Origin of the sequence: Bacillus sp. FSL K6-3149, from assembly GCF_038630515.1 — a bacterium.
In the GTDB taxonomy this organism is placed as follows: domain Bacteria; phylum Bacillota; class Bacilli; order Bacillales; family Bacillaceae; genus Bacillus; species Bacillus pumilus.
This window is the reverse complement of sequence record NZ_CP152034.1, coordinates 3,249,581-3,275,530: the sequence shown is the minus strand read 5'-3', so window position 1 is coordinate 3,275,530 and position 25,950 is coordinate 3,249,581. Positions and strand designations below refer to the sequence as shown.

The 25,950-nt window shown below is 41.9% G+C and carries 28 protein-coding genes; 24 read left to right on the top strand and 4 right to left on the bottom strand.

The genetic code is table 11. From position 1 onward, the window contains the following. Positions 1 to 73 precede the first annotated feature (73 nt). Together MHB83_RS16675 and MHB83_RS16670 are read left to right on the top strand one after the other, a co-directional pair. Positions 74 to 814, top strand: a complete 741-nt coding sequence (locus MHB83_RS16675; protein WP_050943726.1) for a polysaccharide deacetylase family protein — start codon at positions 74 to 76, stop codon at positions 812 to 814. Positions 815 to 898: 84 nt separating this feature from the next. After that, on the top strand, positions 899 to 1,627 hold the full coding sequence (locus tag MHB83_RS16670) for a GDSL-type esterase/lipase family protein (protein WP_223251386.1): 729 nt from the start codon (positions 899 to 901) through the stop codon (positions 1,625 to 1,627). A 363-nt stretch (positions 1,628 to 1,990) separates the two neighbouring features. On the opposite strand, the gene MHB83_RS16665 is transcribed toward MHB83_RS16670, so the two are convergent. Next, positions 1,991 to 2,131, bottom strand: coding sequence for a sporulation histidine kinase inhibitor Sda (locus MHB83_RS16665; RefSeq protein ID WP_003217327.1), 141 nt, complete (start codon positions 2,129 to 2,131; stop codon positions 1,991 to 1,993). A 362-nt stretch (positions 2,132 to 2,493) separates the two neighbouring features. On the opposite strand from MHB83_RS16665, the gene MHB83_RS16660 reads away from it, so the two are divergent. From MHB83_RS16660 to MHB83_RS16625, 8 genes are read left to right on the top strand one after another with little or no spacing between them, the layout of a single operon-like run. Further along, positions 2,494 to 3,015 (top strand): YqeG family HAD IIIA-type phosphatase, encoded by a 522-nt coding sequence (locus tag MHB83_RS16660; RefSeq protein ID WP_034620856.1) that lies wholly within the window; start codon positions 2,494 to 2,496, stop codon positions 3,013 to 3,015. A gap of 2 nt (positions 3,016 to 3,017) precedes the next feature. Then, a complete protein-coding gene (yqeH, locus tag MHB83_RS16655) occupies positions 3,018 to 4,118 on the top strand; it encodes a ribosome biogenesis GTPase YqeH (RefSeq protein WP_226803684.1) in 1,101 nt (366 codons plus the stop codon). Positions 4,119 to 4,139: 21 nt separating this feature from the next. After that, on the top strand, positions 4,140 to 4,982 hold the full coding sequence (gene aroE / locus MHB83_RS16650) for a shikimate dehydrogenase (protein ID WP_050943728.1): 843 nt from the start codon (positions 4,140 to 4,142) through the stop codon (positions 4,980 to 4,982). After that, entirely contained in the window at positions 4,976 to 5,266 is a 291-nt protein-coding gene (yhbY, locus tag MHB83_RS16645; RefSeq protein WP_003217501.1) for a ribosome assembly RNA-binding protein YhbY, read from the top strand. The genes aroE and yhbY overlap by 7 nt, the downstream gene beginning before the upstream one ends. Positions 5,267 to 5,279: 13 nt before the next feature. Beyond that, positions 5,280 to 5,849: a nicotinate-nucleotide adenylyltransferase gene (locus MHB83_RS16640; protein ID WP_106029125.1), complete on the top strand. Its 570-nt coding sequence runs from the start codon at positions 5,280 to 5,282 to the stop codon at positions 5,847 to 5,849. After that, entirely contained in the window at positions 5,839 to 6,402 is a 564-nt protein-coding gene (yqeK, locus tag MHB83_RS16635) for a bis(5'-nucleosyl)-tetraphosphatase (symmetrical) YqeK (RefSeq protein ID WP_003217386.1), read from the top strand. The genes MHB83_RS16640 and yqeK overlap by 11 nt, the downstream gene beginning before the upstream one ends. Positions 6,403 to 6,414: 12 nt before the next feature. Next, positions 6,415 to 6,771: a ribosome silencing factor gene (rsfS, locus tag MHB83_RS16630; RefSeq protein WP_003217467.1), complete on the top strand. Its 357-nt coding sequence runs from the start codon at positions 6,415 to 6,417 to the stop codon at positions 6,769 to 6,771. Then, complete coding sequence (locus MHB83_RS16625) at positions 6,768 to 7,511, top strand: class I SAM-dependent methyltransferase (protein WP_342496482.1); 744 nt, start codon at positions 6,768 to 6,770, stop codon at positions 7,509 to 7,511. Before rsfS ends, MHB83_RS16625 begins: the two co-directional genes overlap by 4 nt. A gap of 48 nt (positions 7,512 to 7,559) precedes the next feature. Here the strand turns inward: MHB83_RS16625 and comER are convergent, their stop codons facing one another. Further along, positions 7,560 to 8,408, bottom strand: a complete 849-nt coding sequence (comER, locus tag MHB83_RS16620; protein ID WP_003217379.1) for a late competence protein ComER — start codon at positions 8,406 to 8,408, stop codon at positions 7,560 to 7,562. Positions 8,409 to 8,498: 90 nt separating this feature from the next. Here comER and MHB83_RS16615 point away from each other — a divergent pair, with 90 nt between their 5' ends. From MHB83_RS16615 to MHB83_RS16605, 3 genes are all read left to right on the top strand, one after another. Further along, entirely contained in the window at positions 8,499 to 9,128 is a 630-nt protein-coding gene (locus tag MHB83_RS16615; protein ID WP_342496481.1) for a helix-hairpin-helix domain-containing protein, read from the top strand. A gap of 65 nt (positions 9,129 to 9,193) precedes the next feature. Next, positions 9,194 to 9,763, top strand: a complete 570-nt coding sequence (locus MHB83_RS16610) for a ComE operon protein 2 (RefSeq protein ID WP_003217422.1) — start codon at positions 9,194 to 9,196, stop codon at positions 9,761 to 9,763. Continuing rightward, positions 9,756 to 12,083 carry a DNA internalization-related competence protein ComEC/Rec2 gene (locus tag MHB83_RS16605; protein ID WP_342496848.1) on the top strand — a complete coding sequence of 776 codons (2,328 nt, stop codon included), beginning with the start codon at positions 9,756 to 9,758 and terminating at the stop codon, positions 12,081 to 12,083. The genes MHB83_RS16610 and MHB83_RS16605 overlap by 8 nt, the downstream gene beginning before the upstream one ends. Positions 12,084 to 12,122: 39 nt before the next feature. Here MHB83_RS16605 and MHB83_RS16600 read toward each other — a convergent pair whose 3' ends face one another. Beyond that, the gene (locus MHB83_RS16600) at positions 12,123 to 12,257 is read right to left on the bottom strand and encodes a YqzM family protein (RefSeq protein WP_012010638.1); all 135 of its coding nucleotides are present in this window, start codon (positions 12,255 to 12,257) and stop codon (positions 12,123 to 12,125) included. A gap of 236 nt (positions 12,258 to 12,493) precedes the next feature. Here MHB83_RS16600 and holA point away from each other — a divergent pair, with 236 nt between their 5' ends. Then, entirely contained in the window at positions 12,494 to 13,513 is a 1,020-nt protein-coding gene (holA, locus tag MHB83_RS16595; protein WP_310024479.1) for a DNA polymerase III subunit delta, read from the top strand. A 133-nt stretch (positions 13,514 to 13,646) separates the two neighbouring features. Here holA and rpsT read toward each other — a convergent pair whose 3' ends face one another. Continuing rightward, complete coding sequence (gene rpsT / locus MHB83_RS16590; RefSeq protein ID WP_003217506.1) at positions 13,647 to 13,913, bottom strand: 30S ribosomal protein S20; 267 nt, start codon at positions 13,911 to 13,913, stop codon at positions 13,647 to 13,649. A 198-nt stretch (positions 13,914 to 14,111) separates the two neighbouring features. Between rpsT and gpr the strand changes: the two genes are divergently transcribed. From gpr to prmA, 10 genes are all read left to right on the top strand, one after another. Further along, on the top strand, positions 14,112 to 15,227 hold the full coding sequence (gene gpr, locus MHB83_RS16585; protein WP_003217353.1) for a GPR endopeptidase: 1,116 nt from the start codon (positions 14,112 to 14,114) through the stop codon (positions 15,225 to 15,227). 66 nt (positions 15,228 to 15,293) lie between these two features. Further along, a complete protein-coding gene (locus MHB83_RS16580; protein WP_003217396.1) occupies positions 15,294 to 16,502 on the top strand; it encodes a stage II sporulation protein P in 1,209 nt (402 codons plus the stop codon). Positions 16,503 to 16,516: 14 nt separating this feature from the next. Then, a complete protein-coding gene (locus MHB83_RS16575; RefSeq protein ID WP_050943734.1) occupies positions 16,517 to 16,849 on the top strand; it encodes a YqxA family protein in 333 nt (110 codons plus the stop codon). Positions 16,850 to 16,980: 131 nt separating this feature from the next. After that, complete coding sequence (gene lepA / locus MHB83_RS16570; RefSeq protein WP_050943735.1) at positions 16,981 to 18,819, top strand: translation elongation factor 4; 1,839 nt, start codon at positions 16,981 to 16,983, stop codon at positions 18,817 to 18,819. Between the two features lie 117 nt (positions 18,820 to 18,936). Then, positions 18,937 to 20,076: a radical SAM family heme chaperone HemW gene (gene hemW / locus MHB83_RS16565; protein WP_003217319.1), complete on the top strand. Its 1,140-nt coding sequence runs from the start codon at positions 18,937 to 18,939 to the stop codon at positions 20,074 to 20,076. An 81-nt stretch (positions 20,077 to 20,157) separates the two neighbouring features. Continuing rightward, entirely contained in the window at positions 20,158 to 21,189 is a 1,032-nt protein-coding gene (gene hrcA / locus MHB83_RS16560) for a heat-inducible transcriptional repressor HrcA (protein WP_050943737.1), read from the top strand. 64 nt (positions 21,190 to 21,253) lie between these two features. Further along, the gene (gene grpE, locus MHB83_RS16555; RefSeq protein WP_335365376.1) at positions 21,254 to 21,811 is read left to right on the top strand and encodes a nucleotide exchange factor GrpE; all 558 of its coding nucleotides are present in this window, start codon (positions 21,254 to 21,256) and stop codon (positions 21,809 to 21,811) included. Between the two features lie 24 nt (positions 21,812 to 21,835). Beyond that, positions 21,836 to 23,674, top strand: coding sequence for a molecular chaperone DnaK (dnaK, locus tag MHB83_RS16550; RefSeq protein WP_003217444.1), 1,839 nt, complete (start codon positions 21,836 to 21,838; stop codon positions 23,672 to 23,674). Positions 23,675 to 23,839: 165 nt separating this feature from the next. Next, the gene (dnaJ, locus tag MHB83_RS16545; protein WP_310024491.1) at positions 23,840 to 24,973 is read left to right on the top strand and encodes a molecular chaperone DnaJ; all 1,134 of its coding nucleotides are present in this window, start codon (positions 23,840 to 23,842) and stop codon (positions 24,971 to 24,973) included. A 22-nt stretch (positions 24,974 to 24,995) separates the two neighbouring features. Then, positions 24,996 to 25,931: a 50S ribosomal protein L11 methyltransferase gene (gene prmA, locus MHB83_RS16540; RefSeq protein WP_003217481.1), complete on the top strand. Its 936-nt coding sequence runs from the start codon at positions 24,996 to 24,998 to the stop codon at positions 25,929 to 25,931. The last annotated feature ends 19 nt before the right edge of the window (positions 25,932 to 25,950 follow it).

Sequence of the window (25,950 nt, the reverse complement as noted above, 5' to 3'; positions counted from 1 at the left end):
GACCATGAATGCTGAATGATTCATCAAAAAGCGGGCAATTTAATCTGTAAGAATGTTCTGTGGAGGCGGTCAAATGAGAGGGTTGCATGTCTTGATGTGTATATTGCTGCTATGTGCTTTTGTTCCTAATGAAGTAGAGGCACATACATTAAAACGAGTCGATCTCGAAAAAACGGGACGTGCCTTCTGGGACATGAGAGCGGAACGGAAAAAGATTGCGATCACCTTTGATGATGGACCTCATCCAGTTTACACGAATCAAATATTGGATGTGCTGAAGCAGCATCAAGTAAATGCCAGCTTTTTTGTCGTAGGAAGCCGGGTTCACGCATATCCAAAGATCGCAGAACGGATTGTGGACGAAGGAAATGAGCTTGGCAACCACACGATGAATCATACGTATTTTGACCTGTTATCATCAAAGGAGATCAAGCAGGAGCTAAAAGAATCAGCGGCTCATATCGCTTCACTCCAGCCTGGCGGGCCCTTATTATTTCGTCCTCCTGGCGGCCGCTTGACGATGAAATCTTTCCGCATTTTGTCAAAGCAAGGATATGATGTGGTCATGTGGTCCTTTACGCAAGATCCGAAGGACTGGTCAAGACCAGGCGCACATAAAATTGCGAGCCGTATTATTGATCATATTCAAGGCGGCGATATCATTCTTTTGCATGATGGCGGGGGAAACCGGAAGCAGACGGTCGAAGCACTGAAACAAGTGATACCTGAATTAAAGGATCGAGGATATGAATTTGTCAAAGTGAGCGAACTGCTGCATCATGACAAAGCGTATGTACCTGTTCAACTGCAATAGGAAGTATTCGTCAAAAACAGTCATTCATTGAAACCAAAAGTCTTGTCGTTTACTATATGAAGAGGGCTTTTGGAGGTGAATGTTGTGAAGAAATATGTTGTCCTTTTCATCCTGCTTTGTGTCGCTGCTGGGTGCTCAAAGCCAGAACAAGAAAGTGTCATTGCATTTGGCGACAGCAATACAAAGGGATCAAACTGGGACTTCCGAGATTATCCAACATCTGAAAAATGGGTGAATCTCATGAAAAACGTCGAGCGCGGTCAAATTCAAGTGAAGAACGCAGGGATTGGCGGGCAGACGACTGAAGATGCGAAGCTTCGCTTTGAGCAGGATATTTTAAAGCAGAAACCAACTTACGTCCTTATCATGTTCGGTACGAATGATGCGGCGATTTTAGACGGGAAACATCCCCGAGTGACGAAAAAAAGATTTAAAGAAAATGTAACCTACTTCATTTCTGAAAGTAGAAAAGCAGGCATTACCCCGGTTCTCATGACTTGTGTACCTGTTGTAGAAGGCGGAAAAAAGGGCTTGTATTATTACTCTAGGTATAAGTCGTCTTATTTTGCTGAGAGAGGCGGGGCAAGAGCTTGGCAAAATTCCTATAATGACATCACGAGAGAAATAGCCAAGGATCAGCAAGTACCACTTGTCGACAACTGGAAAGCGTTCATCCGAGAAGCTGGTGAAGATAGTGACAATGCGTTGATTCAATCAGGTTTAATCGACCCTTCTGGCAATCATATGACGCCAAAAGGGGCAAGAATCATTTATAACGAAATCAAAGAGCGTGATGTCATCAAACATTTTTAAATGATGGCCATCTGCCTAAACAAGACCATCCATTTAGCATAGTCTAACAGTATATCTTCCTAGAAGGAGGTAACTGATATGTGGGGATGCCCTTATCCTTACCCTGCGTGTTCGCCTTATCCAGCTCAAGGAGCAGGAATCGGTTACGCTTTTCTTGTTGTATTCCTTGTGGTTATTTTGGTCGTAGGTGGAGGGTTATGGTTTTGGAATGAACAGCCTTGCAAATAAGACACCTCTTCTTTACTTGAGAAGGGGTGTTTTTTACGGAAAATAGTAGTAAGCCTATAGCGCAAGTGATATAATATCAGTCACCTGAGTTTAAAAAAGAGAATGCTCGGGAGGCATGGTTCCTGTGATATGGAATTAAGAGGAAACAGAGAGCATATGCCCGAGCGAACGTCTTTTCATTTCTGTCTCAATTAATTCAATGAAGTCGCGATTTAAGTTCATTTCATTTGCTTTATAATACGATTCTATAAGTAAATCATCTGACAGCTTTTTCATACTAGAAACCCATATGATGGGAAAAACACCTCCCCTGAAAAAGTTGGCATAAAACTTGAGGAAAAGACATATCATCATAGGTTGATCGAATGTCTCTGAAGTACCTTTAATCTACCATGAATGGGAAACAAGAACAATCGTTCTGTTATCCACATGGTGAAGTGGATAACTTGTGGGTAGAGTGTTTATAATTGAATGAAAGCGTGATGAAATATAGGTGGATAATGTGTGTAAAATTATCCACAACTGTTGAAGGTCCTCGTCATATGTCGAAAACTTTTTCATTGTATTCGATAGACAGACAAATTGTGATTTGATTCGACACTATCGCTGAAAAACCAATGGAAGAAAGGGTGCAAATTGTGCTAAAGAAGTATTTCTTACCGGATGAATTTGTGAAAAGCATTTTCCACATTTCACCGCAAAAACTAAAAGAACGAAATGTAAAAGGAATTATTACCGATTTAGATAACACACTAGTAGAATGGGATCGTCCAAGTGCGACGCCCCGCTTAATTGAATGGTTTCAAGAAATGAAGGATCACGGGATACAAGTGACGATTGTATCGAACAATAATGAAAAAAGGGTCAAGCTTTTTTCTGAACCAGTTCATATTCCGTTTATTTATAAAGCGAAAAAGCCGATGGGAAGAGCTTTTAATAAGGCCGTCGCTGATATGCAATTGAAAAAAGAAGATGTGGTTGTCATTGGGGATCAGCTCATGACCGATGTTCTAGGCGGGAATCGTCACGGCTTCCATACGATTTTGGTCGTCCCTGTTGCTGCCTCAGACGGATTTATCACTAAGTTTAACAGGCAGATTGAACGCAGAATTTTAGGAGCCTTAAAGCGTAAGGGCCACATTCAGTGGGAGGAAGAGTAATAATGGAAAAGGTTGTTTGTATTGGCTGCGGTGTAGCCATTCAGACGGAAGATAAAGATCAATTAGGATATGCGCCGGCAGCATCTCTATTGAAAGAAGATGTGATCTGTCAGCGCTGTTTTAGGTTAAAGAACTACAATGAAATACAAGATGTTTCTTTAACAGAAGACGACTTTTTAAATATATTGCACAGTATCGGAGAGACAGATTCTCTGATTGTCAAGGTCGTTGATATTTTTGACTTTAACGGAAGCTGGATTAATGGGCTGAGTCGTATTGTCGGTGGTAACCCGATTTTACTCGTCGGCAACAAAGTAGATATTTTACCGAAATCCGTGAAAAAAGATCGTTTAATTCATTGGATGAAACGGGAAGCGAAAGAAAACGGATTGAACCCGATCGATGTTTTCTTAATCAGTGCAAGCAGAGGTCAGGGCGTACCTGAGGTGATGGAAGCGATCGATCATTACCGCGAAGGAAGAAATGTCTATGTCGTCGGCTGTACGAATGTTGGGAAATCCACATTTATCAATCGAATCATCAAAGAAGTATCTGGTGAAGAGAACGTGATCACCACATCCCAATATCCAGGTACAACACTTGATGCCATTGAGATCCCGCTTGATGACGGATCTGCTCTATTTGATACGCCGGGCATTATCAATCGTCATCAAATGGCGCACTATGTCAGCAAAAATGACTTGAAGATCTTAACGCCGAAAAAAGAATTGAAACCGAGAACGTTCCAATTAAATGAAGCTCAAACGCTTTATTTTGGCGGGCTTGCTCGATTTGATTATGTAAAAGGCGGCAGAACGTCATTTGTCTGCTATATGCCAAATGAGCTGAACATACACAGAACAAAGTTAGAGAACGCAGATGATTTATATGAAAAACATGCCGGTGAACTGCTATCACCGCCATCAAAAGAGGAGATGGAAGATTTTCCTCCACTCGTTCCACATACCTTTACCATTGATCAGCCGAAAATGGATATCGTCTTCTCAGGCTTAGGGTGGATCACGGCAAATGATGCAGGTAAGCAAATTAAAGTCTATGCGCCAAAAGGCGTGCATGTGTTTATGAGACGTTCGTTAATTTAAATGTTCAGAGGGGGAGAGACCTTGAAACCTTTATACGGAGTAATCGGTAACCCTGTTGGCCATTCAATGTCTCCGGATATTCATAATGCAGCATTAAAGGATGCTGGAATTGATGGACATTATCATGGCTTTCAAGTAGAAAATGATGACCTGAAAGATGCCATTAGCGGTATGAAAGCCTTAGGAATCAGCGGCTTTAACGTCACTGTTCCGCACAAGGTAGACATCATGCAGTACCTGGACAAAATTGATGTGACAGCTGAACGCCTGCGTGCAGTCAATACGGTGCGGCTCGAAGGAGGTCAGCTCGTCGGGTACAACACAGATGGGGAGGGCTTTCTTCATTCATTGCTTGAAGCCTTGGATCAGCCTTTATCAGAGCTGTCATTTCTAATGATTGGTGCTGGCGGAGCGGCAAATGCGATTTATACGACAATCGCTGACTATGCACCGAAAAGCTTTGATATCACCAATCGTACCATTGAAAAAGCTGAGGCTTTAATTGAAAGTGCAGATGGGAACTTCACTTCTAGTGCCATTACATTAAAGACGGCGGAAGAGCAGCTTGGGGAATATGATGTCATCATCCATACAACCTCAATTGGTATGCACCCGAATGTTGAAGAAACCCCGATTTCTTTAGTAAACGCAAAAAAAACAGCGGTTGTTTGTGATATTGTGTATAATCCAATAGAAACAAAACTGCTCAGAGAAGCAGCTGGGTTAGGTTTGAAAACAGTAGATGGTGTCGGCATGTTTGTTGGACAAGCAGCTAGAGCCTTTGAACTGTGGACAGGCATCACGCCTGACGCAAGAAAAATGAAGTCAATTGTGATACAGAAATTAGGAGGAACACCATGTTAAAAGGGAAACAAAAACGTTTTTTACGTGCAAAAGCACATCATTTATCACCTATTTTTCAAGTAGGAAAAGGCGGGGTAAATGACAATATGATCAAGCAAATTTCCGAGGCGCTTGAAGTAAGAGAATTGTTAAAGGTCAGCATATTACAAAACTGCGACGAGGACAAAACGGAAGTTGCGAAAGCACTTGTCAAAGGTGCAAAAGCTGAACTTGTTCAAACGATCGGAAATGTGATTGTCCTTTATAAAGAATCAAAGGAAAATAAACAAATTAAGCTGCCGTAAAGGTGGATGTGATATGAAAAAAATAGGGTTGTTTGGCGGTACGTTTGATCCTCCTCATAATGGGCATTTGCTGATGGCAAATGAGGTGCGTTTTCAAGTAGGGCTTGATGAAATTTGGTTTATCCCAAATCACAAGCCTCCTCATAAAACAGACCGGAAGCGAGCAGATAGTCGTCACCGGGTGAAAATGGTGGATGCGGCGATCCAGTCAAATCCACATTTTCGATTGGAGCTCATTGAAATGGAGCGAGAGGGTCCATCTTATACAGTAGATACGGTGGAGCTTTTAAAGAAGCGTCATCCTGAAGATGAGTTCTTTTTTATGATTGGAGCGGACATGGTCGAGTATTTGCCAAAATGGCATCGGATAGATGATTTGCTTCAGATGATTACTTTTATTGGGATGAAAAGACCGGGTTATACCCGAAATACGACATATCCTCTTTTATTTGCAGATGTTCCAGCTTTTGATGTATCATCGACATTGATTAGGCAGCGAATCATGCAGGAAAAACCTGTCGATTATTTGATACCGAAAGCTGTTGAGCGTTATATAAAGGAGCATCACTTATATGAATCGTGAAGAAGCATTAAGCTGTGTCAAAGAGCAGTTAACAGAGCATAGATATACACATACACTCGGGGTTATGGAGACAGCTATTTCTTTAGCGGAACGGTTCGGTGCAGATGTGAAAAAAGCAGAGATCGCCGCTATTTTTCATGATTATGCGAAATTTAGACCAAAGGATGAAATGAAGGGGATTATCCAGCAGGAACAGATGAACCCTCTATTGCTGGAATATTCGCCCGAGCTTTGGCATGCCCCGGTTGGTGCCTATTTGGTTAAAAAGGAAGCAGCTATTAACGACCAAGATATTTTAACGGCCATTGAATTTCATACATCAGGCAGACCAAACATGACATTACTTGAAAAGGTCATTTATGTCGCTGATTATATCGAACCAGGACGTCATTTCCCTGGTGTTGAAGAAGTAAGAGAGTTAGCAGAGCAAGATTTAGATAGCGCACTGATTCAGTCACTAAAAAACACGATCAGCTTTTTATTGAAAAAGAACCAGCCAGTCTATCCAGATACGCTTGCGACTTACAACTCACTTGTGCATAAGAACAATTAAGGAGGAATTTGGATGGATTCATCATCAATTTTAAACGTCGCGGCAGGAGCATGCGATGATAAACGGGCTGAGGATATTATTGCCCTTAATATGCAAGGAATCTCACTTGTTGCCGATTATTTTCTCATTTGTCACGGGAACTCTGATAAACAAGTGCAGGCCATTGCAAGAGAAGTAAAACATCTTGCAGAGGAAAGCGGAATCGAAGTGAAGAAGATGGAGGGCTTTGATGAAGCAAGATGGGTATTGATTGATCTTGGTGATGTCATTGCTCATGTGTTCCACAAAGAAGAAAGAGGATACTATAACCTAGAGAAGCTATGGGGAGATGCGCCGAGAGAAACGCTTTCACTTGGCATTAACTCATGATTTATCAAGGGTTTGCAGGTGTGTATGACGAGCTCATGACACATGCACCTTATGATGAATGGGTTCAGTGGATCCAGCAGAATATCAAACCGAATGCTGCCATTATTGATGTTGGCTGTGGAACTGGAGAGATTTCTCTACGGTTAGCTGAAAAGGGTCACGCAGTCACAGGAATTGACCTCAGTGAAGAAATGCTGGCTTTCGCGCAGCAAAAAGCACAGGCGAAAAAGCAGTCCATTCAATTTTTACATCAAGATATGAGAGAGCTGACGGGTTTTGAGCAAGTCTTTCAAGCGGCGGTTATATGCTGTGATTCCTTGAATTACTTAAAAAACGAAAATGACGTCAAAAAAACCTTTAAAAACATGTTTCAGCTTTTAGAGGCAGATGGGGTTTTACTCTTTGATGTTCATACTCCTTATAAAATGGAAGAGGTATTCCCGGGTTCGACTTATGCCGATCAAGATGAAGAGATCAGCTATATTTGGCAGAGTGATAAAGGGGATGACATGTATTCGGTCATTCACGATTTAAGCTTTTTTGTAAAGGACGGAGACGTGTATCAGCGTTATGATGAGACACATGAACAGCGTACATTTCCATTTGAGACCTATGCGGCGTTCCTTGAGTCCGCTGGCTTTGAACAAATAGAAGTGACCGCTGATTTTACAAATGAAGCGCCCAGGGATTTCGCCGAAAGATATTTCATTTCAGCTAAGAAGCCAAAAACCATCGTTTAATGGAACGATGGTTTTTTAAAACCCTTTTTTCGCTTGTTGCAGAGTTGATTAATTTCTGCGATCATCAGTAAACACACTTGGCGGATATTGATGCGCAACCGCTTCAAGATCTTCATCGAATTTTTCATGGGTGTTTTGAAAAAGGCGGTGGAACATATCTTGAACACCTGCTTCAAGTGCTTTAATCCCTTCACCCGTAACGCCGCCTTTTACACACACTTTGTCTTGTAGTGTCGGAAGGGTATAGACTCTTTTTTCAATCAAACGGCCAAGCCCTACAAGCATATCTTCTGATAAGGTGGTGGCTTCTTCTTTAGAAATATCTGTTTCTTCAACGGCTGCTTCAATCATTTTCTGAACGAGGAAGCTGATAAAGGCAGGACCGCAGCTAACGATATCTGACGCCGCTCTTGTAATCGAATGATGAATTTCGATAGGTGTTGAAATGCAGGAAGCTAATTGTCTTAACGCTGTTTTCGTCGCGACATTACATGACGATCCAAATGTTAAAAGTGACGCACCTGATAAAGCGCGGTTCGTAATGCTTGGAATCAGCCTGGCTGTTTGACAAGGAACGATATCCTGAAGCTGTTCAGGATGAACCGGACTTGTAATGATGACAATGGTTTGGTGCTCTTTTAAAAGAGGGCTCAGCTCTTTTAAAAGAGGATAAATATCAAGCGGCTTGACACAAACAAAGATGAAATCTTTATCCATGACAGCTCCTGTAAGCTGTTTTGTTACTTCAAGCTCTGGGTGGTTCTTTTTTATATTGAACGCTTTTTCTATGGTCCGGTTTGTAATGGTGATGGATGAGGGATTGACTGCCTTTGATTCAATAAATGCCTCAGTAAGTATGGTACCCATGTTTCCTGTACCGATTATCCCGATATTCAAACGTTCTCCCTCCTTAGGCGCATAGGATCTGTTATCTTCTAAACAGTATGTTGAGCAATAGAAAAATATGATTGAAAGAAGCGTGAGCACGTGAAGCGACTCATTCCATTGAAAAAATACAGTCTTTATATCGGAGCTGGGCTCATGGGCGCGATCATCATCACTTTCTTCCTTTTGGCAGGAAATAAGGAGAGCTCTAGAGAGCCAAGTGTATTGAAGGGCGATCAAGACAAACAAGTCACATTAGAAAACAAACAAGAAAAGACCGATAATGAATCATCCTCCATTTTTGTGGAGATCAAAGGGGCTGTAAAAAAGCCAGGTGTTTATACGTTTCAATCTGATGCACGGGTAGAAGAAGCCATTCGAAGAGCAGGAGGTTTTACTAGTAAAGCAGACACGATTGAAATTAATCAAGCAGCAAAATTAGAAGACAGTATGATGATTTATGTCCGGAAGCAGGGAGAAGCAGAGAGAGAGGCACAAACAGCAGGTGCAGACGCTCCATCGGCTAATGAAAAGAGTCAAGGTGTCAATGTGAATCAGGCTGATGCAGCGGAATTGCAAACCATTAATGGAATAGGGCCAGCTAAAGCAGAAGCTATCATTACGTACAGAGAGGAGCACGGAGAATTTCAACAAATTGAAGATTTGCGGAACATTTCAGGTTTTGGGGAGAAGACCATTGAACGGCTGAAAAATGAATTGACCGTTAAGTAGAATTGACGGTATAGAAGGAAGGCATGTACACTTAATACCAACCATCATTCTGGAGGGATCAGCTCGTGGAAAGAATTTCATGGAATCAATATTTTATGGCGCAAAGCCATTTGCTTGCTCTGCGAAGCACCTGTGAGCGGTTAGCTGTTGGGGCGACCATCGTCAGAGACAAGCGTATCATTGCAGGGGGATATAATGGCTCAATTGCTGGTGATGTCCATTGTGCAGATGTGGGATGCTATGTCATTGATCATCACTGCGTTCGCACCATCCATGCGGAAATGAACGCTATTTTACAATGTGCCAAATTTGGTGCACCTACAGCCGATGCTGAAATATATGTCACACATTTTCCTTGTTTGCAGTGCTGTAAAGCCATTATTCAAGCAGGTATTCGAACCGTTTACTATGCAAAGGATTATAAAAATCACCCATATGCCATTGATTTATTTGAGCAGGCAGGTGTTCAAACGGAACAAGTTGAACTCGATGAAATGATCATCGACTTAAAAAATCAAGAAAAATTAGCCTTTGTTGCAGATCTAATTGGCAAACTAAGTGAATCAGGACTTAGTGAATCAGAAATTCGCAATATGCATGAGAAGGCGAATCAATTATTTACTTCCTATGTTTAATTATTTGCCGTTTGGGGCAATTTCAGCAGCTGTTGGAATTGCTCTGGCTGCATATCATCTTCATATGTACTTCCTTCTCTTTCTTCTCATCATCTTCCTTCTCAGCCTACTGAAAAAAATCCCCAAACTCTTTCTCATGATCAGCCTATGTGGAGCCGTCTATACTCTTATTTTTATGGTTCATGAGTTTTTTGAAACGGATCAACCTGTTCAAGAAAAATTCTTTTCCGGCTCTGTTGTGATTGAAACGATTCCGAAAATAGATGGCAATCGTTTTTCGGCAACTGTGTCAACAGAAGATGACCGGCTAGCCGCTTTCTATACCATTCAAACAGAGCGTGAAAAAGAGACGTTAAAAGACGTAGAGCCAGGTATGAGCTGTCATATGACAGGTGATGTTCAACCGCCTAAACACGCAACCATTCCTAACGGGTTTCAATACGATCAATTTCTACAATCAAAAGGCATTCGCGCTATTTTCTTACCGCAGTCAATCAAAGGCTGTACAAAAAATGATCGTCCTTCCTATTATCTTCAAAAGATGAGGCAAAAGGGCTTAAAATTCTTAGAAGATCATGTGCCGAAAAACTCTGTAGGTATTGTACAGGCTCTTATTTTTGGAGACCGTGATTTGATTGATCCTGATACGCTAAGAGACTATCAAATGCTCGGTATTATTCATCTGTTAGCGATCTCAGGACTGCATGTGCAAACGCTTCTTGCCTGTTTATTTTGGTGTCTGCTTCGTGCCGGTGTGACAAGAGAGACAGCGCGTCTTCTTCTATTATGCTTTCTTCCTGTTTATGCTTGTTTGACAGGTGCTGCACCATCAGTTTTAAGAGCTTGCCTTATGGCAGGAATCTATTTAGTGATGACAAGCCTGCCAAAAGAAATGAAACAGCCTTCTGCTGTCGTATTAAGCGCAACGTTTTTATTCTTATTAGCGATTCATCCTCTATATCTATTCGAGATCGGATTTCAGCTTTCATTCGTGGTTACGTTTTTTATTTTGTTATCGACCAGAATCTTATCGCAAGCGAAAAGCGCCGTGATGCAGTTGTTCCTTGTCTCATTTGTTGCACAGCTTGCCTCGCTTCCTGTTCTTTTATATCATTTTCAGCAATTTTCTTTGCTGAGCATCCCATTGAATATGATATTTGTCCCTTTTTATACAACAGTTGTCCTGCCTCTATCCTTACTCTTTTTTCTTTTGTCTATCATTTATCTTCCGCTTGGACAAGTGTTGTTCCAGTTGCTTGATTCGGTCATCCAGCTAAGTCATCAGTTGTCAGCACATATGGCAGTTTTTGATGGGTTCAACTTGATTTTTATGAAATCGACTTGGTGGCATATTCTGCTTGAAGTGAGCGCCATTGTTTTTTTGCTGTTTGTGATGGAGTGCAAAATGTCCGTGAAATCCTATGCCGTGCCGATTATATTACTCATCGGTGTCTTGAGTGCACACTATTTCACCCCGAATTTTCTCCAAAAAGGGGAGGTCACGATGCTAGATGTCGGACAAGGGGATAGTTTGTTTATTCAGCTCCCTTACCGAAAGGGACATCTACTTGTGGACACAGGTGGCAGACTTTCTTTTGATGATGAACCATGGAAAAAAAGACGTAAAGTGTCTACGATCGGTGAACAAACACTAATCCCGTTTTTGCATTCTAAAGGTATAGCAAAACTTGATGTGCTGATTCTCACGCATGCAGATCAAGACCACATGGGAGAAGCAGTTCGTTTAATCAAACGAAATAAAGTAAAGCGGCTAGCCATACCAAAAGGTTTTGCCCGAAGTCCAGAAGATGCAAAGCTGCTAAAAGAAGCAGCTGAAAAAGGGATTATGATTGATGAATTAGAAAGAGGAGATCAGCTCCAAGTTGGAGAGCACATATTTGAGGTTCTTCACCCTTCGCAAGACCGGGTGACAAGTAAGAACAATGATTCACTTGTTCTAACTTTTAATCTTGGCGGGAAACGGTTTCTGTTCACTGGAGATCTTGAACATGAAGGGGAACGAGATATTATAGAAGCCTATCCTCACCTGCAAGCAGATGTCTTAAAGGTTGGGCATCATGGGAGCAAAGGGTCAACAAGTGATGAGTGGCTTCGGCATCTGGAGCCGTCGCACGCACTCATTTCGGCTGGTGAACGCAATCGTTATCAGCATCCTCATCAGGAAGTCTTGAAAAAACTAAAGGATCATCAAACGAAGGTGTACCGCACAGATCAAGACGGAAGTGTGACCTATGGATTTCTTGAGAAGGAAGGAACGTTTTACACGCATCCTCCATATGATATCTTACAAAAACAATAAAAAAACTGCCAAAACGGCAGTCATGTAGCAATCATGAAGTTAAGATCCAACGAGGTGTATAATGGTTGCCAAAATAAACATTGAGGCGAAAAATCCGAATGTGACGATAAAACCAACGGCTGAGTCGGTCACATCATTCCGCTTGCTTTGAACATTTTTTTCAAATTCATTCATTTTCATCCCTCCTGGCTAATTTTAGTATACTTGAACTCATTTGGAATTGCTAGAAGGTAAAGTAACCGTTTTCCTTTTTCATGATCATTTTATGAATATCGTCTGAAGCAAGCTGACCCGGGAGCTTGTACCAGACGTTTACTATAAATGAGGAGGCGGTACTTTCAGCTTCCTCTTTACTAATGTCTTCGCACACTTTAGGATAGAGGAGGAAGTGAAAGAGAGGGATTCAATTTATGGTCTTTGAGGTTTGGAACAATTTAAAAAGAGGGGATATCCATCCCGTTTATTGCTTATATGGAAAAGAAACGTATTTACTGCAAGAAACAGCAGCTAAATTAAGACAAGCTGTAGTAGAAGAAGAGACAAAGGATTTTAATTTCTCCGTCTTTGATATGGAAGAGGTGCCGCTTGAACAGGCTGTGACAGATGCAGAAACCTTTCCGTTCATGGGAGAAAGGCGTCTCGTTGTGATCAAGAACCCTTATTTTCTTACAGCGGAAAAGAAAAAAGAGAAGATTGAGCATGAGCTTTCTCTGTTAGAAGCTTATTTAGAAAAGCCGGCGCCTTATACCATTCTCGTCTTATTGGCACCATATGAAAAGCTGGATGAACGGAAGAAAATCACCAAATTGCTAAAAAAGAAAGCGGCTATGGTTGAGGCAAAAGAGTTAAACCCAAAAGAAACAACGGATTTCACCATTACGCTGGTGAAAACAGAAGGAAAGGCGATGACATCTGAAGCGGCTGAGCAGCTTGTGATGCTGTGCGGCGGAAGCCTATCCTCATTGTTTCAAGAGGTCAGGAAGCTGAGTACATATATTGGAGAGCGAGACGAAATTGAATTAGCGGATGTCAATCAGCTCGTTGCAAGAAGCTTAGAGCAGAATATTTTCGAATTAATTAACCAAATTGTCAACAGACGCCGCTCTCAGGCCATGCAGATGTTTTATGATTTGCTGAAACAAAATGAGGAACCCATTAAAATATTAGCACTTATATCCACTCAATTTCGTTTGATTTTACAGACGAAGTATTTCGCTCAGCAAGGATATGGGCAAAAACAAATTGCTTCAAATCTAAAAGTCCACCCATTCCGCGTGAAACTTGCTATGGATCAGGCAAGGCTGTTTTCAGAAGAAGAGCTGAAGCAGATTGTCAAAGAGCTATCAACGATCGATTATGAAATGAAAACCGGTAAAAAGGACAAGCAGCTATTGCTAGAATTGTTTCTGCTTCGCCTATTAGGCGCTTGAACATAAAAAAACGACCTTCTAAAAAGAGGGTCGTTTTTGTTTAGATGTATAATTGTCAGTCTGTCCTAATGGCTGAGCCGGTCAGGACGGACGTACAGTTAAACAGTGCCTCATTACTGAGGCGTTGCAAGCATTATGCAGAAAGTCCGTTTACTTGTTTAGCAAGTCTTGACTTGTAACGCGCAGCTGCGTTTTTGTGTACAAGACCAGTTTTAACGGCTTTGTCAATGCGTTTTGCAGCAGAAGAAAGAGCAGCTTTTGCTTGCTCAGCATCGTTGTTAGCTACAGAAACTTCAACTTGTTTAATCGCAGTACGCATCGCAGACTTGATTGTCACGTTGTGTGCACGGCGTTCGTTATTCGTTTTTGTACGTTTGATCGCTGATTTAATATTTGGCATGTGTTTCACCTCCTAAGATACAACCTAAACACAATTGTCTTAAGGTTAAATCTTCACAATAGAACAAGTTGTATTCTATCAAACACACCTTTAGAATGCAATATAAATGTAAAGTATTTTTCATTGATGAAGCGCTCGAATGTTTCTTTCAAGAGATGGAAAGACTACTGTTAATTACTTGGTGGAAGGAGTCTTTTTATGGAGAAACAGAAACTTGATTTAAGTGCTTATCAAATTCGGACAGACTTGGCTGTTGAAACAAAAGAGATACTAGAACAAGAGAACGATCCGAATGTTGTCAAAAAGGATGGAATTCAAGGGATTGTCGAAAAGGAAAAAGAGGAGCATGGCATCCGTATACGCACGGTGGAGATTACGAAAGAAGGGGAGGCGCTGACCAGCAAAAAGGCAGGAACATACTTGACACTTGAGGCGCAGGGCATTCGGGAGAAAGATTCTGAGATGCAGGAAAAAGTTGTCGAAGTCTTTGCCCATCATTTTGCTCAGTTTTTAAAAGATCGAGGCATTCAGACTGATGCGAGCTGTCTTGTAGTAGGACTAGGAAACTGGAATGTCACGCCAGATGCGCTAGGTCCGCTCACGGTTGAAAGTCTGCTTGTGACTCGGCATCTCTTTGAATTACAGCCGGAAAATGTACAGGAAGGCTACCGCCCAGTGTCCTCTTTATCACCGGGAGTGATGGGACTGACTGGTATTGAAACAAGCGACATTATACAAGGCGTGATCGAGAGGTCCAAACCCGATTTTGTCATTGCAATCGATGCCCTTGCTGCTCGTGCAGTGGAACGGGTGAATACGACGATTCAAATCTCTGATACAGGTATCCATCCCGGTTCAGGTGTAGGGAATAAGCGAAAAGAATTAAGCAAAGAAACGTTGGGAATTCCAGTGATTGCGATTGGCGTTCCGACAGTGGTAGATGCAGTCACCATTGCAAGTGACACAATTGATTATGTCTTAAAGCATTTTGGTAGAGAACTGAAAGATGACAGGCCGTCCCGCTCTCTTGTGCCGGCTGGTTTGACGTTTGGGAAGAAAAAAGTTCTAAACGAAGAAGACTTACCAGATGAAGAAACGCGTCAATCATTCTTAGGTATCGTAGGAACTCTTCCAGAAGAAGAGAAACGGCAGCTGATCCATGAAGTGCTTGCGCCGCTAGGGCAAAATCTCATGGTCACGCCTAAGGAAGTGGATACATTCATTGATGATATGGCAAACGTGCTCGCCAATGGATTAAACACAGCGCTTCATCAAAAAATCTCTCAAGATAACATGGGTTCTTATAATCATTAATCGGTTCTACTTTCTCTAGCTCGCTCATAGTGTAATTACTAGAAAGCGTGCTGGAGGGAGTAAATCATGAAAAAAAGACCCCGCCGTCCTCGACAGTTGGTCGTTGCGATTAATGGAACAAAAGTAGTCAAAAGCATTTTCTTATTTATAGCCTCGCTTGTTGTAGTGTTTGTGATGTCAGGGGCGTTGACATCTTTAAAACCTGAGCTGAGGCCACAAGCCTCCCTATATGGTGTAGCAGATGAGCTTTCCGGGGCGTTTTTCGCCACATTAATGGGCATGGAAAACCAATATTTCGCCTCAGCCGTCCCGAAAGATCAAAAAGGGTTTCATTTCTCTGGACTGTCACTCAAGCTTGCGACCAGTATCAATTTAGAAGACCCGCGTAGTTTTCTAGGTAGAGAACTTCCAGGCTTTGAACATTTTGATACAAAAATCATCTTAGCAGGTGAAGGAACAGACTATACCAACATGCCAATGGAATCGCCGCCGCCAAGTGAAGTCATTCAAGATGAAAAAGAAGCAAATTTAGCAGAGCTGGACAAGCTCGACAAAGATGTGCCGAAAAAGCCTGCGAAAGAGCCGGACCGGTCGACAGGAAAACGAAAAGCTGTGTACATTTACCATACACATAATACGGAATCATATTTACCATTTTTAAAAGGAGAAACGAATCCAAACAATGCACGGCACTCAAAAGTGAATGTCACCCTTGTCGGTGACATGTTCGGAAAGGCGCTTGATCAGCAAGGAATCGGGAATACGGTCGACAAAACAGAAGTTGAAAAACGGCTTCTGCAAAAAGGACTAAAGTATCCCCAGTCTTATAATGAATCAAGACTGGTCGTAAAAGAAGCCTTAGCGAAAAATGATGATCTCGAATATTTAATCGATATCCACCGTGACTCAAGAAGAAAGAAAGACACTACTGCCGAGATCAAAGGGAAAAAATATGCGAGAATTGCGTTTGTTGTGGGAAAGAAGAATCAAAGCTATGAGAAAAACCTCAAGCTTGCGACGGAGTTCCACCATTTGATGGAGAAAAAATATAAAGGACTCAGTGTCGGTGTGTTTGCCAAAGGCGAAATTGGTGATAATGGAATTTATAATCAAGATTTATCCGACAAAGCCCTTCTTTTAGAATTTGGCGGAGTGGATAATAATATGGAAGAATTGAAAAATGCATCCAATGCAGCAGCTGATGTCTTCAGCGACATTTTCTGGGATGCGGAAAAAGTAAACGGCAAAGCAAAGGATGAGAAAAAACGCTCTTAAGGTGGTGACGGTGCATGGGATCATTTATGGGAAAAACCATTATTTTAGGACTGGTCTTGCTATTTGGCGTCTTTTTAGGAATGCAGCAGGCAAATAATGGCATGCTGCAAATGAAGGGTTACCATGACCCGCAATTAAAAGGCGCTTTCTCCATCCAAATGAACGACGAAGAAGAACGAGAAGCCTCTATCTTAGGAACGGCTGTTACAGAAAAGGATCTTGCCGAAAAACAAAAGCAGCTTGAGGAAATAGAGAGCTTTAATGCTTTCTCCAAAGCAGGAAAGGTGTTGTCTGATGGCATGACACATGCAGCTCGTTCTCTTTATGATTGGGTAAATGGGAAATAAATAAATCTACACCTTATGACTAAAGCCGCTAATCAATGAGCGGCTTTTCTTGATTTCGATTGAATCTTTACAGCCCTATTGATATAATCTAACCTAGCGCAACCCGCGTTTTATAGTAGGAGTGATAGATTGTGACAGATAAAGAAAAACGATTAGAACGGCAATCAAGAATTCGAAATTTCTCCATTATCGCCCATATTGACCACGGGAAATCCACATTGGCCGACCGTATTTTAGAAAAAACAGCGGCGATTACGCAGCGAGAAATGAAAGAACAATTACTTGATTCCATGGACTTAGAGCGTGAACGCGGCATAACGATTAAATTAAACTCTGTCCAGCTGAAATATAAGGCGAAGGATGGAGAAGAATATATTATGCACCTGATTGATACACCAGGGCATGTCGACTTCACCTATGAGGTATCTCGAAGCCTTGCTGCCTGTGAAGGTGCGATTCTCGTAGTAGATGCAGCACAAGGAATTGAAGCACAGACACTTGCGAATGTTTATTTAGCTCTTGATAACAACTTAGAAATTCTTCCGATTATCAATAAAATCGATCTGCCAAGTGCAGAGCCTGAGCGTGTAAGAGGAGAAATTGAAGATGTCATCGGGTTGGATGCGTCTGAAGCTGTTCTCACCTCTGCTAAGGCTGGTATTGGGATCGAAGATATTTTAGAACAAATCGTCGAAAAGGTGCCAGCACCTGCTGGAGACCCAGAAGCACCGCTTCAAGCTCTTATATTTGATTCTCTCTACGATGCGTATCGCGGCGTTATTGCGTACATACGAATTGTGGAAGGAACCGTCAAACCAGGTCAGAAAATCAAAATGATGGCGACGGGCAAAGAATTTGAAGTACTTGAAGTCGGCGTATTCACACCAAAAGCCATGCCGACAGATGAACTCACTGTTGGAGATGTTGGCTACTTAACAGCAGCAATTAAAAATGTCGGCGATACACGTGTGGGGGATACGATCACAAGTGCGGTAAATCCAGCGAAAGAAGCACTGCCAGGATACAGAAAGCTGAACCCAATGGTTTACTGCGGTCTTTATCCGATTGATACAGCGAAATATAACGATTTACGTGAAGCACTAGAAAAGCTTGAATTAAATGATTCTTCACTTCAATATGAGGCAGAGACGTCCCAAGCACTTGGCTTCGGTTTCCGCTGCGGCTTTCTTGGAATGCTTCATATGGAAATCATCCAAGAACGGATTGAGCGTGAATTTAAAATCGATCTCATTACGACAGCACCAAGTGTTATTTACGATGTGTATATGACAGACGGAGAAAAAATCATCGTCGATAACCCGTCAAATCTGCCTGATCCGCAAAAGATTGAGAAAATTGAAGAACCATACGTGAAAGCAACAATGATGGTGCCGAATGACTATGTAGGCTCTGTCATGGAGCTTTGCCAAGGAAAGCGCGGACATTTCATTGATATGCAATACCTTGATGCAAACCGAGTGAGCATTGTGTACGAAATTCCTTTGGCGGAGATCGTGTATGAATTCTTTGATATGCTCAAGTCCAACACAAAAGGCTATGCGTCCTTTGACTATGAGCTGATTGGCTATCGCCCATCTACTCTAGTGAAAATGGACATCATGCTGAATGGCGAAAAAATCGATGCCCTTTCCTTTATTGTTCACCGCGATTACGCCTATGAACGAGGCAAGATCATCGTAGAAAAGCTGAAAGAACTCATTCCACGCCAGCATTTTGAAGTACCAGTTCAAGCGGCGATTGGACAAAAAATTGTGGCTCGTTCTACCATTAAAGCGATGCGTAAAAACGTACTTGCTAAATGTTATGGTGGAGACATTTCCCGGAAAAGAAAGCTTCTTGAGAAGCAAAAAGAAGGGAAAAAGCGCATGAAACAAGTGGGCTCTGTTGAAGTCCCGCAAGAAGCATTTATGGCTGTGCTGAAGATGGACGACAGCACACCGAAAAAATAACATCCTCCTCAAGGCAACCTGCTTTACAATGTCAGCCTTGGCGTTTATAGTCGAAAACAAACAAAGGTGCCGCAGCGATAAACTGCGGCTCTTTACCTGTAAAGAAGGTGTCATCAAATGAAAGCAGCATACATTCACATTCCATTTTGTGAGCACATTTGCCACTATTGTGATTTCAATAAATTTTTCATTAAAACGCAGCCAGTCGATGAATACTTAGCGGCTCTTGAAAAAGAGATGCAGCACACGATCGAGCAAAAGGGTGAGCAAGAACTCAAGACGATCTTTATTGGCGGGGGGACTCCGACATCATTGACCGTCAGCCAGCTAGACCAGCTCATGACCAGCATCCACCGTGTGTTAAAACCGTCAAAAAACCTGGTTGAATTTGCAGTTGAAGCAAACCCAGATGAATTATCACTCGAGAAGCTGCATGTGTTAAAAGAAGCCGGTGTCAATCGGTTAAGCTTTGGCGTCCAAACCTTTGAAGATGATTTGCTCAAAAAAATCGGACGAGTTCATCAAAAGAAAGATGTTCTCACGTCCTTTGAGAGAGCTAGAGCGGTTGGATTTGACAATATTAGCCTTGACCTCATGTTTGGCTTGCCGCATCAAGAAAAGCATCATGTTATGAATTCACTTGAGACAGCTTTCTCATTAGGAGCAGAGCATTATTCTGTCTACTCACTGATTGTGGAACCGAAAACGGTGTTTTACAACTTAATGCAAAAAGGAAAACTGCATTTACCGCCGCAAGAACGTGAGGCTGAAATGTATGAACTTGTGATGGATGAAATGGAGCGCCATGGATTACATCAATACGAAATCAGCAATTACGCCAAACCGGGCTTTGAAAGCCAGCATAACCTGACCTATTGGAGCAATGAAGACTACTTCGGTTTCGGTGCAGGGGCACACGGGTATGTAGATGGCATCCGAAATGTGAACGCAGGACCAGTGAAGCATTACTTGGAACTGATTGAGCAAACTGGGTTCCCGTATAAAGAAACTCATCAAGTCACAAAAGCAGAGCAGATAGAAGAAGAAATGTTTTTAGGCCTTCGAAAAATCGAAGGGGTGAAAAGTGCCGACTTCCAAGCCAAATATGGTGCTTCACCAGAAGCTCTTTTTCCCTCAGTTCTTGAAGAATTAGAAGAAAAAGGTCTCATTGTAAAAGATGACATTGGAATTCGTTTAACAAGAAAAGGGAAATTGTTAGGAAATGAAGTATTTCAAGCGTTTCTCGGTGAGTTATAATTGACATTTTAATTTGAGTTTGGTAATTTTGTTTATACAATTAGCACTCGTTGAAAGAGAGTGCTAACAGGGGTGATGATGATGTTAACAAATCGTCAGCTTTTGATTCTGCAAGTCATCATTAATGACTTTATTCGTTCGGCGCAGCCAGTTGGATCAAGGACTCTTTCTAAAAAAGAGGACATCACATTCAGCTCTGCGACGATTAGAAACGAAATGGCTGATTTGGAGGAACTTGGTTTTATCGAAAAGACCCATTCTTCATCAGGAAGAATTCCTTCAGAAAAAGGATATCGTTATTATGTAGATCATTTGCTCTCTCCGCGAAAACTGTCGTCTAAAGATCTTGTGCTTATCCAGTCGGCTTTTCAGGAGAAAATTTTTGAGCTGGAAAAAACAGTTCAAAAATCGGCGGAAATTTTATCAGATCTCACAAACTATACATCGATCGTGCTTGGTCCAAAGCTGAGTGAAAATCGATTAAAGCAAATTCAGCTTGTCCCCGTTCAGCCAAATAAAGCCGTAGCAATCATGATTACAGACAGCGGACATGTTGAAAACAAAACCATTACCTTCTCTGAGCATCTCGATGTCTCCGATATTGAGAAGCTGATGAATATTTTGAATAGCCGCTTAGCTGGCGTTCCAATGGACCAGTTGAAGGACAGGATGTATAAAGAAGTAGTCATGCTTCTGCGCACACATTTAAAAGATTATGATCACATTTTAGATGCGCTTGGCAACACATTTACATCGACACAAAATGAATCAAAACTTTTCTTTGGCGGGAAGATTAATATGTTGAATCAGCCTGAATTTCATGACATCGACCGCATTCGCTCACTCATGATGCTGATTGAGCAAAAGAATGATGTCATGCAGCTGTTTCATCCAAATCAGCAAGGTATCACCATTAAAATCGGTTCAGAAAACAATTTGGAAGCAATGGAGAACTGTAGTTTGATCACAGCGACTTATTCGATTGATCAAAAATCACTTGGCTCCATTGCCGTCATCGGACCAACCCGCATGGATTACGGGCGAGTCGTTAGTCTTTTGCATCATGTATCAAAAGACTTGTCAAACGCACTTTCCAATTTGTATGATGAGTAGGGTGATAAAAAGATAGGGGCACTGCCCCTTCGTATTCTTGAATCTTTTGAGGGAGGTGAACACAATGTCAGAAGAAAAACAGACACCTGAGCAAGAAGCAGAGGTTGAAGCACAAGAAGAAGCAGTTCAAGCAGATACTGAGGAAGCAAAGCATGATGAACAGTCTGCCTTCCAAGAGAAAATCGATGAATTGAAGCAGCTTCTAGATGAAAAAGAAAACAAGATTCTGCGTGTTCAAGCAGATTTTGAAAACTATAAACGCCGTGCTCGAACTGAAGTGGAGACCGTGCAAAAATATCGTTCTCAACATGTTGTCAGCGATCTTCTCCCAGCTCTTGACAACTTTGAAAGAGCCCTTGGAATTGATCCAGACAATGAGCAGGCGAAAAGTTTGTTAGAAGGAATGCAAATGGTTTACCGCCAGCTGGTAGAAGCGTTGAAAAATGAAGGCGTTGAACCAATTGAAGCTGTCGGCAAAGAGTTCGATCCAAACCTTCATCAAGCCGTCATGCAAGTTGAAGATGAAAACTTTGATTCAAATATCGTAGTAGAAGAATTGCAAAAGGGCTATAAACTCAAAGACCGAGTTATTCGTCCATCAATGGTAAAAGTAAATCAATAACTACATAATGGGAGGTCATCGATTATGAGTAAAATCATTGGGATTGACTTAGGAACAACAAACTCATGTGTTGCAGTACTTGAAGGCGGAGAGCCAAAAGTCATTGCAAACGCTGAAGGAGCACGTACAACACCATCTGTTGTCGCTTTTAAAAATGGAGAGCGCCAAGTTGGTGAAGTAGCGAAACGCCAATCAATTACAAACCCGAACACAATCATGTCTGTTAAAAGACATATGGGTACAGACTATAAAGTAGAAGTTGAAGGCAAGAACTATACACCGCAGGAAATCTCTGCAATCATTCTTCAACACCTTAAATCTTACGCTGAAGGCTACCTTGGCGAAGAAGTAACAAAAGCTGTTATCACAGTTCCTGCTTACTTCAACGATGCAGAACGTCAAGCTACAAAAGATGCTGGTAAAATTGCTGGTCTTGAAGTAGAACGTATCATCAACGAACCAACAGCAGCTGCGCTTGCTTATGGTTTAGATAAAACAGATGAAGATCAAACGATCCTTGTATACGACCTTGGCGGCGGTACATTTGACGTATCAGTCCTTGAGCTTGGAGACGGCGTCTTTGAAGTACGCTCAACTGCTGGGGACAACCGTCTAGGTGGAGACGATTTTGACCAAGTGATCATTGATCACTTAGTAGCTGAATTCAAAAAAGAAAATGGCATTGACCTTTCAAAAGATAAAATGGCGCTTCAGCGTTTAAAAGATGCTGCTGAAAAAGCGAAAAAAGATCTTTCTGGTGTATCTTCTACACAAATCTCACTGCCATTTATCACAGCTGGAGATGCAGGTCCTCTTCACCTTGAATTAACGCTAACACGTGCTAAATTCGAAGAGCTTTCTGCAGATCTTGTAGAGCGTACAATGACACCTGTACGTCAATCATTGAAAGATGCTGGTTTATCTGCTAGCGAGATTGATAAAGTCATCCTTGTTGGTGGATCAACTCGTATTCCTGCAGTTCAAGAAGCAATCAAAAAAGAAACAGGCAAAGAGCCTCATAAAGGTGTAAACCCTGATGAAGTGGTTGCTCTTGGTGCGGCGATTCAAGGTGGAGTCATCACAGGAGATGTCAAAGACGTTGTTCTTCTTGATGTAACACCACTTTCTTTAGGAATTGAAACAATGGGCGGCGTATTCACAAAGCTGATTGAACGTAATACAACAATTCCAACAAGTAAATCTCAAGTATTCTCAACGGCTGCTGACAACCAAACAGCGGTAGACATCCATGTTCTGCAAGGTGAGCGCCCAATGGCAGCAGACAACAAAACATTAGGTCGTTTCCAATTGACTGACATTCCGCCAGCACCACGCGGCGTACCACAAATCGAAGTATCTTTTGATATCGATAAAAACGGTATTGTCAACGTACGTGCGAAAGATATGGGTACAGGCAAAGAGCAAAACATCACCATCAAATCTTCTTCAGGTCTTTCTGATGATGAGATCGAAAAAATGGTCAAAGAAGCAGAAGAAAATGCTGAAGCAGATGCGAAGAAAAAAGAAGAAATCGAAGTGCGCAATGAAGCAGATCAATTAGTGTTTACAACAGAAAAAACATTAAAAGATCTAGAAGGCAAAATCGATGAAGAGCAAGTGAAAAAAGCAAACGATGCGAAAGATGCACTAAAAGCTGCGATCGAAAAAGGCGAGCTTGAAGACATCAAAGCGAAAAAAGATGAGCTGCAAACAATCGTTCAAGAACTAACGACAAAGCTCTATGAAGAAGCTGCAAAACAAGCACAAGCTCAGCAAGAAGGCGCTGAAGGTGCTCAAAAAGCAGATGACAATGTAGTGGATGCAGAATACGAAGAAGTAAACGACGATCAAGAGAAAAAATAATCACCTTTACTTTTGAAAAAGACTGCTGAAACGTACTCGTCAGAAAGTCAAAGTCAGGATCTCTTGGCTTTGACTTTTTTTCTTTCCAACGATGAAAGCAATTGAAAAAGGTCAAATCAAAATGATACAATCGTACTTATGTGAGAAAATCGGGAGTGTGAAGAGATGAGTAAGCGTGATTACTATGAAGTGCTTGGCGTGAGTAAGAGCGCCTCAAAAGACGAGATCAAAAAGGCATACCGCAAGCTTTCAAAAAAGTATCACCCTGATATTAATAAAGAAGCTGGCTCAGATGAGAAATTCAAAGAAGTAAAAGAAGCCTATGAAACCCTTTCTGACGATCAAAAACGTTCGCAGTATGATCAGTTCGGTCATACCGATCCAAACCAAGGCTTTGGCGGCGGCGGTTTTGGCGGGGGAGGAGACTTTGGCGGCTTCGGCGGCTTTGATGACATCTTCTCTAGTATTTTTGGCGGTGGAGCCAGAAGAAGAGATCCAAATGCACCGCGTCAAGGAGCAGACTTGCAATATACAATGACGCTTTCATTTGAAGAAGCAGCATTTGGGAAAGAAGCAACGATTGAAATCCCTCGCGAGGAATCATGTGAAACATGTCATGGATCAGGGGCAAAGCCTGGGACAGAAGCGAAGACTTGTTCACATTGCGGCGGCTCTGGTCAATTAAATGTTGAGCAGTCAACTCCGTTTGGTAAAGTGGTCAACCGCAGAGTATGTAACTACTGTAGCGGAACAGGAAAACAAATCGATCACAAATGTTCTACATGCGGCGGCTCTGGTAAAGTGCGTAAGCGTAAGAAAATCAATGTGACGATCCCAGCTGGTGTTGACGATGGTCAGCAGCTCAGAGTGTCTGGTCAAGGGGAACCAGGTGTAAATGGAGGACCTTCAGGCGATCTATTTGTTGTGTTCCATGTGCGTTCGCATGAATTCTTCGAGCGTGACGGGGATGACATTTACTGCGAAATGCCGTTAACCTTTGCACAGGCTGCATTAGGTGACGAAATTGAAGTGCCGACATTACACGGTAAAGTGAAATTAAAAGTTCCTGCTGGCACGCAAACTGGCACGAAGTTTAGACTCAAAGGAAAAGGTGTGAAAAATGTACGCGGCTATGGCCAAGGCGATCAACATATCGTTGTACGAGTCGTCACACCAACAAATTTAACGGACAATCAAAAAGATATCATTAGAAAATTTGCTGAAGTGAGCGGAAATAAACCGGACGAACAAGAAATGAGCTTCTTCGATAAGGTAAAACGCGCATTTAAAGGCGAGTAAGACGGATAAGGAGTTGGTAGTATTGAAGTGGTCAGAAATTAGCGTCCATACAACAAATGAAGCGGTGGAACCAATCACCAATATTTTGCATGAAGCAGGTGCGAGTGGTGTCGTGATTGAGGACCCGCTTGATTTAGTCAAGGAACGTGAAAATGTATACGGTGAGATCTACCAGCTCGATCCGAATGACTATCCTGAAGAAGGGGTCATCGTCAAAGCCTATCTTCCAATGAACAGCTTTTTAATGGAAACGGTAGATGAGATCAAAGAAGCCATCAACAATCTTCTTCTATACGATATTGACCTTGGACGAAATACGCTGTCCATTTGTGAAGTAAATGAAGAAGAATGGGCCACCGCATGGAAAAAATACTATCATCCTGTGAAAATCTCTGAAAAATTCACCATCGTTCCAACATGGGAAGAATATACTCCGGTTCATTCTGATGAACTGATTATTGAAATGGACCCAGGAATGGCATTTGGAACAGGGACACATCCAACAACCGTTCTTTGTATTCAGGCGCTTGAGCGCTATGTGAAGGAAAACGATACGGTGATTGATGTTGGAACAGGCTCTGGGATTTTAAGTGTGGCAGCAGCGATGGTTGGTGCAAAGGACATTCAAGCCTTTGATCTCGACACCGTTGCGGTTGAAAGTGCAAAGCAAAACATCGAACTAAATGGTGTAAGCGAACAAGTGACGGTCAAGCAAAACAACTTACTTGATGGGATTTCAGGCGAACGTGATGTGATCGTCGCCAACATTCTCGCAGAAGTGATTTTGCGCTTTACAGATCAAGCCTATGACTTATTGAAGAAAGATGGCTATTTCATTACATCAGGCATCATTGGACAAAAGAAATTACAAGTCAAAACAGCATTAGAAGAAGCAGGTTTTGACATTGTTGAAGTGCTGTCAATGGAAGATTGGGTCAGCATTATAGCGAAAAAATAAAGCGAGTAGGTGTCAGGAC

What these genes read in the sequence shown, in the direction of transcription:
- yqeH (WP_226803684.1), top strand. Translation starts at nt 3,018, where the DNA reads ATGGAAAAGGTTGTTTGTATTGGCTGCGGTGTAGCCATTCAGACGGAA.
- dnaJ (WP_310024491.1), top strand. Translation starts at nt 23,840, where the DNA reads ATGAGTAAGCGTGATTACTATGAAGTGCTTGGCGTGAGTAAGAGCGCC.
- MHB83_RS16625 (WP_342496482.1), top strand. Translation starts at nt 6,768, where the DNA reads ATGATTTATCAAGGGTTTGCAGGTGTGTATGACGAGCTCATGACACAT.
- yqeK (WP_003217386.1), top strand. Translation starts at nt 5,839, where the DNA reads ATGAATCGTGAAGAAGCATTAAGCTGTGTCAAAGAGCAGTTAACAGAG.
- MHB83_RS16575 (WP_050943734.1), top strand. Translation starts at nt 16,517, where the DNA reads ATGGGATCATTTATGGGAAAAACCATTATTTTAGGACTGGTCTTGCTA.
- grpE (WP_335365376.1), top strand. Translation starts at nt 21,254, where the DNA reads ATGTCAGAAGAAAAACAGACACCTGAGCAAGAAGCAGAGGTTGAAGCA.
- dnaK (WP_003217444.1), top strand. Translation starts at nt 21,836, where the DNA reads ATGAGTAAAATCATTGGGATTGACTTAGGAACAACAAACTCATGTGTT.
- MHB83_RS16600 (WP_012010638.1), bottom strand. Translation starts at nt 12,257, where the DNA reads ATGAATGAATTTGAAAAAAATGTTCAAAGCAAGCGGAATGATGTGACC.
- MHB83_RS16640 (WP_106029125.1), top strand. Translation starts at nt 5,280, where the DNA reads ATGAAAAAAATAGGGTTGTTTGGCGGTACGTTTGATCCTCCTCATAAT.
- yhbY (WP_003217501.1), top strand. Translation starts at nt 4,976, where the DNA reads ATGTTAAAAGGGAAACAAAAACGTTTTTTACGTGCAAAAGCACATCAT.
- hrcA (WP_050943737.1), top strand. Translation starts at nt 20,158, where the DNA reads ATGTTAACAAATCGTCAGCTTTTGATTCTGCAAGTCATCATTAATGAC.
- MHB83_RS16605 (WP_342496848.1), top strand. Translation starts at nt 9,756, where the DNA reads ATGTTTAATTATTTGCCGTTTGGGGCAATTTCAGCAGCTGTTGGAATT.
- rpsT (WP_003217506.1), bottom strand. Translation starts at nt 13,913, where the DNA reads ATGCCAAATATTAAATCAGCGATCAAACGTACAAAAACGAATAACGAA.
- hemW (WP_003217319.1), top strand. Translation starts at nt 18,937, where the DNA reads ATGAAAGCAGCATACATTCACATTCCATTTTGTGAGCACATTTGCCAC.
- gpr (WP_003217353.1), top strand. Translation starts at nt 14,112, where the DNA reads ATGGAGAAACAGAAACTTGATTTAAGTGCTTATCAAATTCGGACAGAC.
- MHB83_RS16675 (WP_050943726.1), top strand. Translation starts at nt 74, where the DNA reads ATGAGAGGGTTGCATGTCTTGATGTGTATATTGCTGCTATGTGCTTTT.
- holA (WP_310024479.1), top strand. Translation starts at nt 12,494, where the DNA reads ATGGTCTTTGAGGTTTGGAACAATTTAAAAAGAGGGGATATCCATCCC.
- MHB83_RS16665 (WP_003217327.1), bottom strand. Translation starts at nt 2,131, where the DNA reads ATGAAAAAGCTGTCAGATGATTTACTTATAGAATCGTATTATAAAGCA.
- MHB83_RS16580 (WP_003217396.1), top strand. Translation starts at nt 15,294, where the DNA reads ATGAAAAAAAGACCCCGCCGTCCTCGACAGTTGGTCGTTGCGATTAAT.
- rsfS (WP_003217467.1), top strand. Translation starts at nt 6,415, where the DNA reads ATGGATTCATCATCAATTTTAAACGTCGCGGCAGGAGCATGCGATGAT.